The 15,785-nt window shown below is 45.0% G+C and carries 14 protein-coding genes; 4 read left to right on the top strand and 10 right to left on the bottom strand.

Translation table 11 applies throughout. From position 1 onward, the window contains the following. The first annotated feature begins 58 nt into the window (after positions 1-58). Positions 59-1,174 (top strand): aspartate-semialdehyde dehydrogenase, encoded by a 1,116-nt coding sequence (asd, locus tag L9Q39_RS05015; protein WP_237484014.1) that lies wholly within the window; start codon positions 59-61, stop codon positions 1,172-1,174. A gap of 143 nt (positions 1,175-1,317) precedes the next feature. Here asd and L9Q39_RS05020 read toward each other — a convergent pair whose 3' ends face one another. Next, positions 1,318-2,199: an ion transporter gene (locus tag L9Q39_RS05020; RefSeq protein WP_237484015.1), complete on the bottom strand. Its 882-nt coding sequence runs from the start codon at positions 2,197-2,199 to the stop codon at positions 1,318-1,320. 221 nt (positions 2,200-2,420) lie between these two features. After that, positions 2,421-3,059: a YchE family NAAT transporter gene (locus L9Q39_RS05025; RefSeq protein ID WP_237484016.1), complete on the bottom strand. Its 639-nt coding sequence runs from the start codon at positions 3,057-3,059 to the stop codon at positions 2,421-2,423. A gap of 647 nt (positions 3,060-3,706) precedes the next feature. Between L9Q39_RS05025 and adhE the strand changes: the two genes are divergently transcribed. Next, positions 3,707-6,391: a bifunctional acetaldehyde-CoA/alcohol dehydrogenase gene (gene adhE / locus L9Q39_RS05030; protein WP_237484017.1), complete on the top strand. Its 2,685-nt coding sequence runs from the start codon at positions 3,707-3,709 to the stop codon at positions 6,389-6,391. Between the two features lie 101 nt (positions 6,392-6,492). Here the strand turns inward: adhE and L9Q39_RS05035 are convergent, their stop codons facing one another. The 3 genes from L9Q39_RS05035 to sodB all read right to left on the bottom strand — a co-directional run bounded on the left by L9Q39_RS05035 (position 6,493) and on the right by sodB (position 8,691). Continuing rightward, a complete protein-coding gene (locus L9Q39_RS05035; RefSeq protein WP_237484018.1) occupies positions 6,493-7,167 on the bottom strand; it encodes an SDR family oxidoreductase in 675 nt (224 codons plus the stop codon). A gap of 259 nt (positions 7,168-7,426) precedes the next feature. Beyond that, positions 7,427-7,930, bottom strand: a complete 504-nt coding sequence (locus L9Q39_RS05040; RefSeq protein WP_237484019.1) for a VC2046/SO_2500 family protein — start codon at positions 7,928-7,930, stop codon at positions 7,427-7,429. Positions 7,931-8,106: 176 nt separating this feature from the next. Beyond that, positions 8,107-8,691, bottom strand: coding sequence for a superoxide dismutase [Fe] (gene sodB / locus L9Q39_RS05045; RefSeq protein WP_237484020.1), 585 nt, complete (start codon positions 8,689-8,691; stop codon positions 8,107-8,109). A gap of 318 nt (positions 8,692-9,009) precedes the next feature. On the opposite strand from sodB, the gene L9Q39_RS05050 reads away from it, so the two are divergent. Beyond that, positions 9,010-9,342 (top strand): Grx4 family monothiol glutaredoxin, encoded by a 333-nt coding sequence (locus L9Q39_RS05050; RefSeq protein ID WP_237484021.1) that lies wholly within the window; start codon positions 9,010-9,012, stop codon positions 9,340-9,342. 135 nt (positions 9,343-9,477) lie between these two features. Here L9Q39_RS05050 and L9Q39_RS05055 read toward each other — a convergent pair whose 3' ends face one another. Together L9Q39_RS05055 and rnt are read right to left on the bottom strand one after the other, a co-directional pair. Continuing rightward, positions 9,478-10,803 (bottom strand): Na+/H+ antiporter family protein, encoded by a 1,326-nt coding sequence (locus tag L9Q39_RS05055; RefSeq protein WP_237484022.1) that lies wholly within the window; start codon positions 10,801-10,803, stop codon positions 9,478-9,480. Positions 10,804-10,834: 31 nt separating this feature from the next. Continuing rightward, positions 10,835-11,482 (bottom strand): ribonuclease T, encoded by a 648-nt coding sequence (gene rnt, locus L9Q39_RS05060; protein WP_237484023.1) that lies wholly within the window; start codon positions 11,480-11,482, stop codon positions 10,835-10,837. A 304-nt stretch (positions 11,483-11,786) separates the two neighbouring features. On the opposite strand from rnt, the gene motY reads away from it, so the two are divergent. Next, entirely contained in the window at positions 11,787-12,635 is an 849-nt protein-coding gene (gene motY, locus L9Q39_RS05065; RefSeq protein ID WP_435532827.1) for a flagellar protein MotY, read from the top strand. Positions 12,636-13,098: 463 nt separating this feature from the next. Here motY and L9Q39_RS05070 read toward each other — a convergent pair whose 3' ends face one another. From L9Q39_RS05070 to L9Q39_RS05080, 3 genes are read right to left on the bottom strand one after another with little or no spacing between them, the layout of a single operon-like run. After that, the gene (locus L9Q39_RS05070) at positions 13,099-13,434 is read right to left on the bottom strand and encodes a MerR family transcriptional regulator (RefSeq protein ID WP_237484025.1); all 336 of its coding nucleotides are present in this window, start codon (positions 13,432-13,434) and stop codon (positions 13,099-13,101) included. 56 nt (positions 13,435-13,490) lie between these two features. Then, on the bottom strand, positions 13,491-14,504 hold the full coding sequence (locus L9Q39_RS05075) for an alcohol dehydrogenase catalytic domain-containing protein (protein ID WP_237484026.1): 1,014 nt from the start codon (positions 14,502-14,504) through the stop codon (positions 13,491-13,493). Continuing rightward, the gene (locus L9Q39_RS05080; protein WP_237484027.1) at positions 14,501-15,751 is read right to left on the bottom strand and encodes an MFS transporter; all 1,251 of its coding nucleotides are present in this window, start codon (positions 15,749-15,751) and stop codon (positions 14,501-14,503) included. Before L9Q39_RS05080 ends, L9Q39_RS05075 begins: the two co-directional genes overlap by 4 nt. Positions 15,752-15,785 lie beyond the last annotated feature (34 nt).

A 15,785-nucleotide genomic window follows, 5' to 3' on the forward strand; every position in this document is an offset into this window, starting at 1 on the left:
CGCGGAAACTTTTATAGATGTGCAATGCCATTTTAAAATTCACACGGAGAGTAGATAAATGAGAGTTGGTTTAGTAGGTTGGCGTGGCATGGTAGGTTCCGTCCTTATGCAACGCATGGTAGAAGAAAGAGACTTCGATTTGATCGAACCTGTGTTCTACAGCACCTCACAAGTGGGTATCCCAGCTCCAAACTTGGGTAAAGATGCCGGTATGCTACAAGACGCATTCGACATTGAAAGTTTGAAACAACTTGATGCGGTTGTGACATGTCAAGGTGGCAGTTATACAGAGCGTGTCTATCCAGCTTTGCGTCAAGCAGGGTGGAAAGGTTACTGGATTGATGCTGCATCAACACTTCGCATGGCTCAAGACTCTATTATTACGCTTGACCCAGTTAACTTGACGCAGATCCAACAAGGTATCGCCAAAGGCACCAATACCTTTGTGGGCGGCAACTGTACGGTTAGTTTGATGTTGCTCGGTCTTGGCGGTCTGTTTGAGAAAGGTTTGGTTGAGTGGATGTCGTCAATGACCTACCAAGCGGCTTCTGGTGCAGGTGCTAAAAATATGCGCGAGTTGATTTCTCAGATGGGTGTCGTCAACGACGCTGTGACTTCTGAGCTTGCCAATCCAGCCAGTTCGATTCTTGATATTGACCGCAAGGTTGCTGAAACTCTGCGTTCTTCTTCTTTCCCAACCGACCAATTTGGCGTCCCTCTTGCGGGATCATTAATTCCATGGATTGATGTGAAACGTGATAATGGTCAGAGCAAAGAAGAGTGGAAAGCTGCGGTTGAAGCGAACAAAATCCTAGGTCTTCAGGATAGCCCAATTGCGATTGACGGTACCTGTGTTCGAATCGGTGCGATGCGTTGTCACGCTCAAGCATTGACTATCAAGCTGAAACAAAATGTACCGATGGACGAAATTGAAGAGATCATCGCGACGCACAATGATTGGGTTAAGGTGGTTCCAAATGAGCGTGATATTACCGCTCAAGAACTTACCCCAGCGAAAGTCACTGGCACAATGTCAATTCCTGTGGGTCGTCTGCGTAAGATGAGCATGGGCGATGACTTCTTGAATGCGTTTACTGTGGGTGACCAACTTCTTTGGGGTGCCGCGGAACCGCTACGCCGTACACTGCGTATCGTGCTAGCTGAAAAAGCCTAAGTCATTTAGACGGACAATATAAATTATCGAGATAAACCCTTGGTTGCCGATGGCGTCCAAGGGTTTTTTTATTGCGTGTCATTTACTATTTCAGCATGCGGTCGTGATTGATGAACTCGTTCTCGATGTTGGAATGATTGCCACTAGGAGTGACTTGCTTTTGAATGGTTTGCTCCAGAATGATTATCCTCACTAACCACGCGCGCTTCAGGTGTCGCTAATTCGCTGCCACAGTATTTGCAATGCAGCGCATCGCTTTCATGTCCGGCGCGAGAGCAATTAGGGCATTTGACCAAGCTTCTATGGGCGCTGATTTCTTGGCTGAGTTCCGCGGTGATAATCCCTGTGGGGACCGCGAGAATAGAATAACCCAGCAACATAGTGAGCGAAGCGACCGCTTTACCTAGCGCAGTGCTAGGAACCAAGTCTCCGTAACCCACGGTGGTAATGGTCACGATTGCCCAGTAAATACTTTGAGGGATACTGGTAAAACCATTGCTGGGACCTTCTATCACATAAATGAGCGCGCCAAAAATGGTCACCAATACGGCGACAGAACTGAAAAAGACAAATATCTTTCGCCGTGATTGCAGCAGTGAGCGCAGTAAAATATTGGAGTCTTGTAAGTATCTAACCAATTTAAGGATACGAAAGATACGCATAACGCGTAGCAGACGAATCACACCCATAAACGAAGCGGACGGAAATATCAGCGCGAGATAAGTCGGTAATATCGCAAGTAAATCGACCACGCCATAAAAGCTCGTTGCGTAGGCTTTGGGTTTTGGCGAGCAGTAGAGGCGGAGTAGATACTCTAGAGTGAATACGCCGGTAAAGAAATACTCAGCAAGTTGAAGTTCACGATCCCATTTTGTCGCGACGCCTTGAAGAGAATGAAGAATTAACACCAATAGCGACAACAATATGGCGATAATGACAGTGATATCAAAAGCACGACCTGCACGGGTGTGTGTACCAAAAATGATGATATAGAGCTGATGTTTTAACTTGTGTTCTGGTTCCATGACGAGCGCTTATCTATGTTCACTACAAGAAAGTATAGCGATCATATACCTAAGTTACCTCTGAATTCTACATCTTGGGGTAACTTGGGTATAAGTCAGCGTAAAGGAAAAAACATGGCCATTAGGAACAAAAAGAGCCGTGTTTTTAAAACGGCTCTGAGTATCTATTGTTATTGAGTTTATTGAGTTTATTGAGTTTATTGAGTTTATTGAGTTTAGAGTTAGGCGAGTCCAGGGAACAGCGCTCGTAACCCATTAGCCATAAATTCGATGCCAAGCGCACCAAGAATCAAACCCATGATACGTGTGATGACGTTAATACCGGTTTGACCAAGAAATCGGACGATAAGCGGAGCCGATCTAAACAGCAACCAAGAGCAGAAACTAAACACAATGATGGTAGCAATGATTCCCATTGTTTCAAACATACCCGGGTAGCGAGAGCCATAAACAATGGTGGAACTGATAGCACCGGGACCCGCCATAAGAGGCATCGCGAGTGGGACCACACCGATTTGCTCTTTGCTCACGTATTCAGACTTTTCTTGCTTGTTCTGCTTATCCTCACCTAATTTCCCTGACATCATCGAGAAGGCGATGCTTAATAGCAGTAAACCACCGGCAACACGGAATGAGTCCAGCGAGATACTGAACATGTCTAAGAGGATCTGCCCAGCGAGTAGGGAAGTGATCAAAATAATCGCCACCGCAACATTGGCTGTCGTGGCAGTTTTGTTTTTATCTTCTGGGGATAGGTGACCGGTTAACGATACGAAAACAGGCATGATACCCACTGGGTTAACAGCGGCTACTAAACCCAAGAAAAACTGTAGATAGATAGCTATTTCTATATTGTTCATCGCACAATGCTCATGTTGTTCATTATCGACACAACTAACGGTTAAATTACCACATTAACGTAAGCGCCATGTAAGGGAAGTATAGTGTGTCCAAGAAAGGCGCGTAATGTACGACAAGCTCCAAAGATATGCGACAAAAAAATGAGCCAACGCTGACAAAAAGTCATTCTAGTGCGTAAAAAAGCAAAGTAGGAAGTCGACGGAAACCTCAATCGTTGAGCCAGTACAAAATTTTATCAAAAAAGTGACCGTTAAATAGCGAGGTAAAACAAAGCGCTTATACTGATCAGAGCGAAATTTGCCCCATTTGGCCTTGAAACGCGCCACACAGACACCACTTTATGATTAGGTTTTGTTCGAATAGATTATTTAATTCGAGTACTGAAATTTTTATTGAGTTTTTTGAGTTGTATTTTTAACCTGTAAAATCAATCGCTTATCTTGAGTTAACCCATTTTGATTAACTCTAAGTGGGTAAATAAATTTTTACGTGTGATCTGAATCAATTTTTTTCACGGCGTGAAATATTATACTCACTCCATGAAAGCGATTTACTAAGTTATGTTGTTCTGCAATCCGAGCTTTTTATGCTGTAAACAACTGGTTTAATAAAAAGTTTTTAGTTTTTTATTTTAGGAGATCCTATTATGCCTGTAACAAATTTAGCTGAACTAGATGCTCTAGTCGCTCGCGTAAAAGCAGCACAAGCTGAGTTTGCAACTTACTCTCAAGAGCAAGTTGACAAAATTTTCCGTGCCGCTTCACTTGCAGCAAACCAAGCTCGTATCCCTCTTGCACAACAAGCGGTTGCCGAGTCTGGTATGGGTATCGTGGAAGACAAAGTAATCAAAAACCACTTTGCTTCTGAGTTCATCTATAACAAATACAAGGACGAGAAAACTTGTGGCGTTCTGGATGAGGACGACAACCTAGGCACGATGACGATTGCAGAGCCTGTTGGTATCATCTGCGGTATCGTACCGACCACTAACCCAACGTCTACGGCAATCTTTAAGTCTCTAATTTCACTTAAGACTCGTAACGCTATCATCTTTTCGCCACACCCACGTGCGAAGAACTCAACCAACGATGCAGCAAAACTGGTTCTAGATGCAGCAGTGGCAGCGGGTGCGCCAAAAGACATCATCGGTTGGATTGACCAGCCATCTGTTGAGCTTTCTAACGCGCTTATGAAGCACGACGATATCGCGCTTATCCTTGCGACTGGCGGTCCAGGCATGGTTAAAGCGGCATACTCTTCTGGTAAGCCAGCAATTGGTGTTGGTGCAGGTAACGTTCCTGTTGTTATCGATGAAACGGCTGACGTTAAGCGTGCAGTGGCTTCTATCCTTATGTCTAAGACATTCGATAACGGTGTAGTTTGTGCTTCTGAGCAGGCTGCTATCGTGGTTGATGAAGTGTATGACGAAGTGAAAGAGCGTTTCGCATCTCATAAAGCGTATGTGTTAAGCAAAGCTGAAGCGGATAAAGTTCGTAAAGTTCTTCTTATCGATGGCGCACTGAACGCGAAAATCGTTGGTCAACCAGCACCAGCTATCGCTGAAATGGCAGGCGTAAAAGTACCAGCAGACACGAAAGTTCTTGTCGGTGAAGGTCTAGGTAAGGTTTCTTACGACGACGCATTCGCACACGAAAAACTATCGCCAACGCTAGGTCTATTCCGTGCTGACAACTTCGAAGATGCGGTTGCTCAAGCGGTGACTATGGTTGAAATCGGTGGTATCGGTCACACTTCTGGTCTATACACCAACCAAGATGTGAACGCAGACCGCATCCGTTACTTCGGCGACAAGATGAAGACGGCTCGTATCCTGATCAATATCCCAACCACTCACGGTGGTATCGGTGACCTGTACAACTTTAACGTTGCGCCTTCACTAACACTGGGTTGTGGTTCATGGGGTGGTAACTCAATTTCTGAGAACGTAGGTCCTAAACACCTAATCAACAAGAAAACTGTTGCGAAGCGAGCTGAAAACATGTTGTGGCACAAACTACCTAAGTCAATCTACTTCCGCCGTGGTAGCCTTCCAATCGCACTTAGCGATCTAGAAGGTAAGAAACGTGCATTCCTAGTAACAGACCGTTTCCTATTCAACAACGGTTATGCTGACGACGTGGTACAACTACTGAAAGCACAAGGCATGGAAGTTCAAACTTTCTTTGACGTAGAAGCGGATCCAACGCTATCTGTAGTTAAGAAAGGTGCGGACGCAATGCAAAGCTTCCAGCCAGACGTTATCCTTGCTCTAGGTGGTGGTTCTCCAATGGATGCCGCTAAGATCATGTGGGTAATGTACGAGCACCCAGAAACACACTTCGAAGAACTGGCAATGCGCTTTATGGACATCCGTAAGCGTATCTACAAGTTCCCTAAAATGGGTTCTAAAGCAGAACTTGTGTGTATCACAACAACGTCGGGTACTGGTTCTGAAGTCACACCATTTGCGGTAGTGACTGACGACGAGACAGGGGCTAAATACCCACTAGCTGACTACGAGTTAACGCCTAACATGGCAATCGTTGATGCTAACCTTGTTATGAACATGCCTAAGTCTCTAACCGCATTTGGTGGTTACGATGCTGTGACTCACGCTCTGGAAGCTTATGTGTCTGTTCTAGCGAACGAATACTCTGACGGTCAGGCTCTACAAGCACTTAAGATGCTAAAAGAGTACCTACCTTCTAGCTATGCGAATGGTGCCAATGACCCAATCGCTCGTGAAAAAGTACACAACGCTGCGACTATCGCGGGCGTGGCATTTGCGAACGCATTCCTAGGTGTGTGTCACTCGATGGCTCACAAACTGGGTGCTGAGTTCCACCTACCACACGGTCTAGCAAACGCATTGCTAATCTCGAACGTGGTACGTTACAACGCGAACGACAACCCAACGAAGCAGACAGCATTCTCTCAATACGACCGTCCACAAGCACGTCGTCGTTATGCAGAAGTTGCTGACCACCTAGGTCTAAGCCAAGCTGGCGACCGTACAGCACAGAAAATTGAGCGTCTACTTGCTTGGTTGGAAGAGTTGAAAGGCGACCTAGACATCCCACTGTCTATCCAAGCAGCGGGTGTAGCGGAAGCTGACTTCTTAGCGAAGCTTGAAGAACTCGCGGTAGAAGCGTTCGATGACCAATGTACTGGTGCGAACCCACGCTACCCATTGATCAGTGAGCTTAAAGAAGTGCTAACAGCCGCTTACTACGGTAAAGCGTTTGTAGAAGGTGAAACTTTCGAAGGTACAACCGTTATCAAGAAGAAAGCAGACCAAGAAGCGCCTAAAGCGAAAAAAGCAAAAGCGTAATCTCAGTTAGCTGAATAAAAGCCCCTGTTACCGTAAGGTAGCAGGGGCTTTTTTGTATAGGCTTGTCTGGTAGCGGAGACGATAAAGAAATAAACACAGAGTTACCCGTCGGTGCTTACCACTCGACCACTGAAATAGTCATTAGTCACAATGTACTCAGTGGTGCGGGTCAGTTCATCTTGAAACTTTGCCCAGTTAACCGATACCGAATAGTTGTGAGTTGAGACTGGGATAATACCACCCACTCGGATGTTATGAATCTTGAGTTCTTTGGCCCAGCTTTTAGTGAAACCTGTCACCATGGACGTGGTGCTGTCTATGTCACTCTGTTTCTGATCCGGCTCTTGCGCCACTACATTAACGATAACGCCGGATTGATGAGACGCCATACGTTCGGCAGCGACCTGCCCAAACAAAAATAAACGGGATGCTAACAGAGAAAATTGTTGAATAAACTGAGCGCCAGACAAAGTGTCTGTGAACGACAATCGAGGCAATGCTGTCCAGTGATTAACCAAGATGTTTGGTGATCGACCCAGTTTGGTTTCGATTCCGTTAAAGAGATCATCGACTGCTGAGAGACTGACATCATTTAGCGCCATCATGTCTACTTTTGAGGTGATTTCACGACAACGTGAAAAGGTATCTTTGAGTCCTTGAATGTTAGTGTCACACACAATGACATGCGCATCGAGACGAGAAAAGTGAGTGGCAAACATCGCTCCAAGCGGAGTGGCTGCTGATGTTATCACTACAACGGAATCTTTTATGACCATGGACAGCTTCCCTCAAGCATAATTCGCGTTAGTAGATCGATGTGTCGCTTCAATCTACCCGTATGAGCCAAAATGCGAAATGACGCAAATGGCACAAAGGATAAGAACTAGTAACTTGGGAAAAAATTACGCAATTAAGCGTGAAGAAGGTCAAAAATTAATCAAGCTTGGTGTGGGGTCATCGAAAAATTTGGAACTTGTCACGGAATGTGAGAAACAGATGTCTGGTGACAAATGATTTTTGTTGCCCGTATAACGCTTATAGGCGCACGGATATTTGGTCGGTACGACGACTTTCGGCAAGAGTGAGATAGAGAGTATCTATGGTCGATTTTCGTGATTCGCCTTCACTCAACTGACGTCGCGTGTGACCGCTGAGGTTTTGATAAACATCTTCAGAAAACCCATGGGTATGAGCCGGAGAGTAGCTTAATGGTTCAGGCTTAACATAATGCTGGAGTTTTGCCCCCGCAAGCCCACCTTGGTGGAACAAATTGGCAATCTTTGCTGAGTTTTCATAATCGCTGGTTTCTGCTTTTAGCCTTTGTGGCTCAGCAATACCCAACTGAGCTTTCAGTTCGGATTCGGTGATTTCTTGGTGATCGCCTGTTTCCAAGGTTGATGTCTCGCGACAATCCTGGCTTAGCATAGATAGCAGCAACGAAAAGTCCGCACGTCGGCCTTGCTCAACCGCTTGGCTGAGTGAGCTTCCGCACTGGAGTTCGTTGATTAAATTTGCTGTGTCTAAGCGATGAATTTGCATAAGTACCTCTTGTTACAGGGACTTTATCGGCAAACCATAGCAGACCTTTAGCGCTTTATGCTGATAAATACATGCTGACAAATATATACTGACAAACGAATAGGGATGCGAGGATCGCGCAGACATTAAAAAGGCCTGTATCAAACAGGCCTCTATCATTCGACTTAGGTTGTCGCTTATTTTGCTAGGTTTTCAGCAACAAAATCCCAGTTCACAAGTGCCCAGAAACCGTTCATGTAATCTGGACGTACGTTGCGGTAATCGATGTAGTAAGCGTGTTCCCAAAGGTCAACCGTTAGCAGCGGAGTAATACCTTCTTCAGTGAGAGGTGTTGCTGCGTTTGATGTGTTAACAATATCAAGAGAACCGTCCGCCTTTTTCACAAGCCACGTCCATGAAGAACCGAAGTTGTTGATTGCAGAATCAGTAAACTTAGCTTTAAACGCTTCAAATGAACCAAATGCGGCATTAATAGCGTCCGCTACTGCGCCTGTTGGTTCGCCACCCGCGTTTGGTGCTAGGCAGTGCCAGTAGAACGTGTGGTTCCAGATTTGAGCAGCGTTGTTGAAGATACCACCCGCTGAAGTCTTCACGATCTCTTCAAGCGTTTTGCCTTCAAATTCTGTACCAGGGATCAGACCATTTAGCTTTACCACGTAAGTGTTGTGGTGTTTGCCGTGGTGGAAATCCAAAGTTTCCGCAGAAATGTGTGGTTCTAGAGCGTCTTTTGCGTATGGTAGCGCTGGTAATTCAAATGACATTGCTTGTTTCTCCATTGATTTTACTGGGCTAAGCCCTTGATTGCTTCCAATATCTTTATCGTTGAGTCTGACCTATGTTAGGCTGACTGTCATTTTAGCAAGTTTTTACTTTATTAAAAGGGTAAGGTAAAAATTAATCCTAGTTGAGAATGACAGTTGATGACTCTTTGACCCAATTTAGCGCGTTTGTGTTAATAACGTGTTGCGCGATCGGGTGGGTTTGCGTTATAAAAATATAACCACATTATTATTGTGCTTTTTATTCTGTGTCAATCCGCTAAAATGTCAACAACAGCGATATAAGTATTTGAGGAAAAAATGGAAACTATCGACAAAATCAAACAACAAATCGAAGAGAACGCGATCCTTCTTTATATGAAAGGCTCACCAAAGCTACCTAGCTGTGGTTTTTCTTCGCAGGCAGCTCAAGCACTTATGACATGTGGTGAGAAGTTTGCTTATGTAGATATCTTACAAAACCCAGACATCCGCGCTGAACTTCCAAAGTACGCTCAATGGCCAACGTTCCCGCAACTGTGGGTTGAAGGTGAGTTAATTGGCGGCTGTGACATTATTGTAGAGATGTTTCAGAAAGGCGAATTACAGCCACTCGTGAAAGAAGCCGCTGCTCGTAATGCAGAAGGTTCGTAATACAAAACGCTTGTAATACAGAAAAGCTGGAGAAGCATAATTCGCTTTAACCGCTAACTTGTGTTTAAAAAAGGCTTGGTATGACCAAGCCTTTTTGTTTTTGCAAAGTTAAGTCTGCGAATCAGGTGTCTTAGATTAGAGCACCATCGCAGCAATCCAACCAAACACAATCAGCGGTAGGTTGTAATGCAGGAAGGTTGGAACGACGGTTTCCCAAATGTGCTCATGCTGACCGTCAGCATTTAAGCCAGATGTTGGACCTAATGTCGAGTCAGAGGCTGGTGAGCCTGCATCACCCAAAGCGGCTGCCGTACCAACTAATGCCACTGTCGCCATTGGAGAGAAGCCAAAAGCAATCGCCAGAGGGACATAGATCGTCGCGATAATAGGGATAGTGGAAAACGAAGACCCAATTCCCATCGTGACCAACAAACCTACGACTAACATCAGTAGCGCAGCAAGAGGCTTGTTGTCACCAATACTTGTTGATAGCGCTTCAACCAAAGATTCAACACCACCGGTCTGCTTCATTACCGCCGCAAAGCCCGCTGCTGAAATCATGATAAAGCCAATCATCGCCATCATGTGTACCCCTTTAGTGAACACATCTTGCGTTTCTTTCCACGCAATGACGCCCCCAAAAGTGAACACCATAAAGCCAGCTAATGCACCAATAATCATAGAACCCGTGGTGAGCTGAACCGCAAGCGCTGTCACGATACCGGCAACGGCTACCAAGATACTCTTTTTGTTTATGTGCGATGGTTCTTCATCGATTTGTGTCAGCTCAGTCGCTTGGTATTCGCGAGGTTTTCTGTAGCTAATGAAAATGGCGACCAACAGTCCAGTGATCATACCCGCAGCAGGCAGCAACATTGCCATTGGAACCTGTGCCGCGGTAATGGTTTCCATGCCATTATCATGCAGGTTTTTAAGCAGGATGTTGTTTAGGAAGATGCCACCAAAGCCAACCGGTAACACCATATAAGGTGTGACTAGACCGAACGTTAGAACACAGGCAACCAGTCGTCTATCGAGTTTAAGTTTTGCAAAAACGCCTAAAAGAGGTGGGATCAGAATAGGGATAAAGGCGATATGCACCGGGATAATATTTTGTGAAGACATGGTCACAAGGATCAGCGCGACTAACACCGCGTATTTTAATCCGGTGGTTGACGCCGAACTCTCTTTGCCATGGATGCGCTTGATAACACTTTGCGCAAGTAGGTCAGTAATACCTGACTTAGAAATCGCAACAGCGAAGGTGCCTAACATCGCATAGCTAAGTGCGATAGTTGCGCCGCCACCAAGACCGCCTTCAAAAGCACTGACAGTATCGCCAAGTGACATGCCAGATGCGACACCGCCAATCATGGCACTTAGCGTCAAGGCAACGACGACATTGACACGCATCAATGCCAAAACAAGCATGACGCATACGGATATAACGACAGGATTCATAATTTTCCCAAATTTAATGTTGTGATGATTTTTAATTATTGCTGTCTGACAACGGCCAGCCACCAAGGGCTTTCCATTTGTTGACAATTTTACAAAATAGCTCGGCTGTTTTTTGAGTATCATACAGCGCGGAATGTGCCTCTTTGTTGTCAAACTCCATTCCTGCAGTTTTACACGCTTTGGCTAATACGGTTTGACCAAACGCTAATCCACTCAGAGCCGCGGTATCGAACGTGGCAAATGGATGGAATGGCACTCTTTTTAGCTTGGCTCGCTCGTTGGCAGCATTAACAAAGCTTAGGTCAAAGTTCGCATTGTGGGCGACCATGATGGCTCGACTACAGTCATGTTGTTTCTGCTCTTTACGAATGACTTTATAGATCTCTTTTAGCGCCTCTTGTTCAGACACGGCACCTCGAAGGGGACTAAAGGGATCACGAATACCATTGAATTCAAGCGCTTCTTTTTCGAGATTAGCTCCTTCAAAAGGCTCGATGTGGAAATGCAGTGTTGTCGCTGGTTGGAGATTACCCTCTTCATCCATGGCTAGGGTGATAGCGCAGATCTCTAACAGAGCGTCGGTTTGTGAATTGAAACCCGCGGTTTCAACATCAACAACAACAGGAAAGTAACCACGAAATCGATTTTTAAGGCTCAAAGCTTGGTTTTCTGTAGACATTTTAGAGTTTTCTAGTGTGACAAGGGCTGCATTATTGCAGATTATCAGTATATAAAAAACCCATAGTCCCACTTATACCCAAGTAACTATTGAATCCAACAATATACGGTAACTTGACCCAGAGCGCTGTGGTGTGATCATTTGATAGTGGCACAAAATCAGGAAATATGGCGAGTATTTTGCATATGCTAGTTGTACGATGCAAAATATACATTAAAGCGGCAACACGCTGCCATGATAACAACGTCTTTGTGAGTTATTTATTGTTATGAAATTCAAAGCTTTAGCTACCATCTCTCTTTTAATGCTTTCACAAACCTCGATGGCTAAAGCGGCAATGGAGAAGCGTTATGCCGCCACTCCGAGCCAATCGAAATGGGAAATGGTAGTCAATACGCCGTTAGAGTGCCGCTTAGTGCACCCAATCCCTAATTTTGGTGACGCGGTATTTACGGCTCGTGCCAACAAGAAGAAAAACTTGGACTTTGAGTTAAAAATGCGTCGTTCAATGGGAGACACTCGAAACGTTAGCTTGGTTTCTATGCCGCCCCCTTGGCGACCGGGCGAGAGTGCGGATCGCATCACCAACTTGCAATTTTTTAAGCAATTTGATGGTTACGTCGGAGAGCAAACGGCTTGGAGTTTGTTAAGTGAATTGGAGAAAGGACGCTACCCGACCTTTAGTTATCAAGACTGGCAAAGTCGCGATGAGCGAATTGAAGTCTCCTTGTCTTCAGTACTGTTCCAAGCCAAATTTAATGTATTCAGCGACTGTTTAGCGAATTTATTACCGTATAGCTTTGAAGACATCTCATTCACGATCCTTCACTATGATCGAAATAATGAGCAATTGAACAAAACCTCTCAACAAAGACTGAATCAGATTGCGGAGTATATTCGTTACAATGCGGATATCGATCTTGTGCTGGTCTCGGCCTACACGGATTCAACGACGAGCAAGAGTGAGAGTCAGCAATTATCGATTCAGCGTGCAATTATCCTGCAAGACTATTTTGAATCGATAGGGCTCCCTAGAGATCGAATTCAAGTACAAGGATACGGTAAGCGTCGACCGATAGCCGACAATACCTCACCAATCGGTAAGGCAAAAAACCAACGCGTAGTCATCTCTTTTGGGCGGACAGAATTATAGAAACCGGCTGTAATTGAGCGGTTTGTCAGAAAGTGAGTTTTTTGAACTTAATTGAAGAACGTTTGCTACCATTGGTTTGCAGAGCTCAAAAGCGCTCATTGTCGGAGGACATTAAAGTTGAAACTTTTTGACTTCCGACATTCGTTTCTATCGTGGCTACCAGAGGTCAAATGTGCATAAAGTTCGAAACTCACTTTTGGACAAAAACGTTTTAGAATAAAAACTACTGCTGTTCAAAAGTCGATAACTATATCTAATCTACTAGCTTTCAATTACAAGATTGAACAGTAGCAATTTCGTATGTTCAGAGCCCAACTCCAAGCGCATTTTGAACCGCTAGACTTTTCTAACCTGAGTGTTTTACTCCTGTTTTATTCCCTCCCATTAAAGCCTTCTAAATTCAACTTACAACTACTTTTGTTAAGTCATCAATTATCGGGCAATAACTGTCAGAATCACCCAGTCATGCTGAGATCCAGCATTCTAATTGCGCTTTCATTTCGAGCAATTCTGCTATTTTCGCATCTACTTCAACTAGCTTTGTTTTGGCATGGAGCTTCACGACTCGACTTTCTCGCTTGGGGTTCCGTGACATCTCAGCAAACTCCTTACACTCTTGTAAGGAAAAGCCGGCATTCTTTGCTCTAGAGATAAGGTTAAGCTCATTAATATGATGTTGTGAAAACTCTCGGTAACCAGATTCACTTCGTTGAAGAGGCGAAATGATGCCTTTCTCCTCATACAAACGAATAGATTTTGCCGATAGGTTCGTTTGCTTTGAAATCTCTCTAATATTCATAATCTCACCACTGCTCAAACTATAATTTTTTTGCTAAGACATTAAAAAGCAATGGTTTACTTCATCGTCAAAACCATTCTGAAATTCACATCACCGGACTTCATCTTTTGAAAAGCCTCATTCGCTTGCTCAAAAGGCATGATTTCGATTCTAGGTCGGACGTCAGTCAACACGCTAAATTTCAATGCCTTTTCATTTTCAAATGGGGTTCCTGTGATAGAACCCAAAATTTGCGTCTCTCCGCCAACTAAAGCGCCACTTCTAAATACAAGCGGTTTAGCTCCTGCTCCTAAAATCATGACTCGTCCTTTTGGTGCGAGTATATTGGTTAGCTGAGAGGTTAAGTCTGGGTGATTAATCGTCGCGATGAGCACTTGTATAGGTTCTAATTTTGCACATACTTCAGTGATGGATTCTTCATTAGTATCAATGTAATGGTGAGCGCCAAGGCTTAATATGTCACCTTCAATATCTTTTCCCCTACCAATAGCAACCACTCGGTATCCCATTCGTTGAGTATACTGAATCGCCATATGACCTAATCCCCCAATACCTAGGATCGCAACCGTATCACCGGGCTCTGCCCCACACTTTTTCAATGCATTAAATGTTGCTATACCAGCACAAAGCATGGGAGCAGCTTCTACGGAGGATAGACTCTCTGGGATGGAAACTAAGCCTGAAGACCGAACTCGCATCATTTCAGCATAACCACCATCCATTGAAGAGCCTACTACCGGTTGATCTGAGCACTGCTGAAAGTGTCCAGCACGACAAGAGTCGCAAGCGAGACAAGGCCCACCAAGTCGACCAACCCCAACTCTTTGGCCTACTTGCCAAGTATTTGAAACTCCTTGGCCTAGCGATATGATGCGGCCAACAACTTCATGTCCGGGGATTCGTGGTGTTGACTGATTAGGTGCGATACCATCAATGTCGAATATATCTGCACCACATATTCCGCACGCTTCAACTTTAATGATTACTTCACCAAAGCTCGGTGTTGGCACTTGTCTTTCAACTAATTCAAGCTTACCGGGTTGAGATACTTGCATTGCACGATAGGTCATAAGTCAACCTCACCTAGTCTAGATTCCTGATTTAGAGGTTCAGCACGCTTTATTTTTGTCGCTGCAAGGGTTAACGCAGCTAAAACCAATGGGATCAGCGATAGCCATAAAACGACTTCCCAGCCATAAGCACTTAAGACGCCACCAGAAGCAAATGAGCCAATTGCCATTAGCCCAAAAATAATAAAGTCGTTCAGCGATTGGACTTGGTTCTTTTCTTCAGGTCGGTGGCACTCAAGAACCAAAGCAGATGCACCAAGAAAACCAAAGTTCCAGCCAACACCAAGTAAGATAAGGAGTGCATAGAAGTGGAAGACGTCACTACCAAGCAGGCCAATCATTGCCGAAATACCGGTTAAGACAATACCAACCGTAGAAACCAACGTTGCTCCAAAACGGGAAATTAATTTGCCAGTAAAAAAGCTCGGTACATACATCGCCATTACATGCCATTGAATACCGAGGTTCGCAGACTCATAGCTATGACCGTGCATTTGCATTGCCAATGGTGCGGACGTCATTAGGAAGTTCATAATAAGGTAGGAAGCCGCTCCACAGATTACCGCTGAAATGAAGCGTGGCTGAGTCGCTATGTCCGTTAGTGTGCGTCCAACCACTTCCTTTGATTGTTTGATATCCGGCACCCGCACCCCCGACAGGATAAAACCAGAGAGCATCGCCACAATTGCTTGGCCTATAAAGGTGGCTACATAAAGCCTCTCAGGAAATAGGTGCATGGTATGCGTGATCAGTTGAGGGCCAATGACCCCGGCCGCAATACCGCCAATCATGACAAACGATAGTGCTTGCGCTCTCTTCTCAGCAGGTACACCATCGGCGGCGGCAAATCGGAAAGAAACAGTGACCGAGGCATAAGCTCCACCCAGAAATGCAGAGAAGCAAAAAAGCCAAAACCACCCAAAGTACATAGCCAATGCTGCCAGTATGCCTGTCAATGCACCGGTAGATGTCCCAACCATGAAGGCCATTCGGCGACCAAAGCGTCGTGCAATTTCACCAGCAGGTAATACGCACGATGCCATGCCCACCACAAAGATAGAGATAGGTAAGGTCGCTAGCACCGCTGTTGGAGCGAGCATACTACCGACAATCGCGCCTGTGGCATAAATAACAACCGAGTTCGCCCCTGCCAATGCCTGAGAAATAGTCAACCGCCATAAATTAGAGCGATGGTATTTAGAGACTAGCTGCTCTTCATTGAGTGGTAATTGCGCTACTTCAGCCATGATTTACTTCTTAGTCTGCGTTACGTGGAGGGTT

Source organism: Vibrio hippocampi (assembly GCF_921292975.1).
Taxonomy (GTDB): domain Bacteria; phylum Pseudomonadota; class Gammaproteobacteria; order Enterobacterales; family Vibrionaceae; genus Vibrio; species Vibrio hippocampi.

Coding starts and splice junctions, on each gene's coding strand:
- asd (WP_237484014.1), top strand. CDS start 59: ATGAGAGTTGGTTTAGTAGGTTGGCGTGGCATGGTAGGTTCCGTCCTT.
- L9Q39_RS05020 (WP_237484015.1), bottom strand. CDS start 2,199: ATGGAACCAGAACACAAGTTAAAACATCAGCTCTATATCATCATTTTT.
- L9Q39_RS05025 (WP_237484016.1), bottom strand. CDS start 3,059: ATGAACAATATAGAAATAGCTATCTATCTACAGTTTTTCTTGGGTTTA.
- adhE (WP_237484017.1), top strand. CDS start 3,707: ATGCCTGTAACAAATTTAGCTGAACTAGATGCTCTAGTCGCTCGCGTA.
- L9Q39_RS05035 (WP_237484018.1), bottom strand. CDS start 7,167: ATGGTCATAAAAGATTCCGTTGTAGTGATAACATCAGCAGCCACTCCG.
- L9Q39_RS05040 (WP_237484019.1), bottom strand. CDS start 7,930: ATGCAAATTCATCGCTTAGACACAGCAAATTTAATCAACGAACTCCAG.
- sodB (WP_237484020.1), bottom strand. CDS start 8,691: ATGTCATTTGAATTACCAGCGCTACCATACGCAAAAGACGCTCTAGAA.
- L9Q39_RS05050 (WP_237484021.1), top strand. CDS start 9,010: ATGGAAACTATCGACAAAATCAAACAACAAATCGAAGAGAACGCGATC.
- L9Q39_RS05055 (WP_237484022.1), bottom strand. CDS start 10,803: ATGAATCCTGTCGTTATATCCGTATGCGTCATGCTTGTTTTGGCATTG.
- rnt (WP_237484023.1), bottom strand. CDS start 11,482: ATGTCTACAGAAAACCAAGCTTTGAGCCTTAAAAATCGATTTCGTGGT.
- motY (WP_435532827.1), top strand. CDS start 11,787: ATGCTTTCACAAACCTCGATGGCTAAAGCGGCAATGGAGAAGCGTTAT.
- L9Q39_RS05070 (WP_237484025.1), bottom strand. CDS start 13,434: ATGAATATTAGAGAGATTTCAAAGCAAACGAACCTATCGGCAAAATCT.
- L9Q39_RS05075 (WP_237484026.1), bottom strand. CDS start 14,504: ATGACCTATCGTGCAATGCAAGTATCTCAACCCGGTAAGCTTGAATTA.
- L9Q39_RS05080 (WP_237484027.1), bottom strand. CDS start 15,751: ATGGCTGAAGTAGCGCAATTACCACTCAATGAAGAGCAGCTAGTCTCT.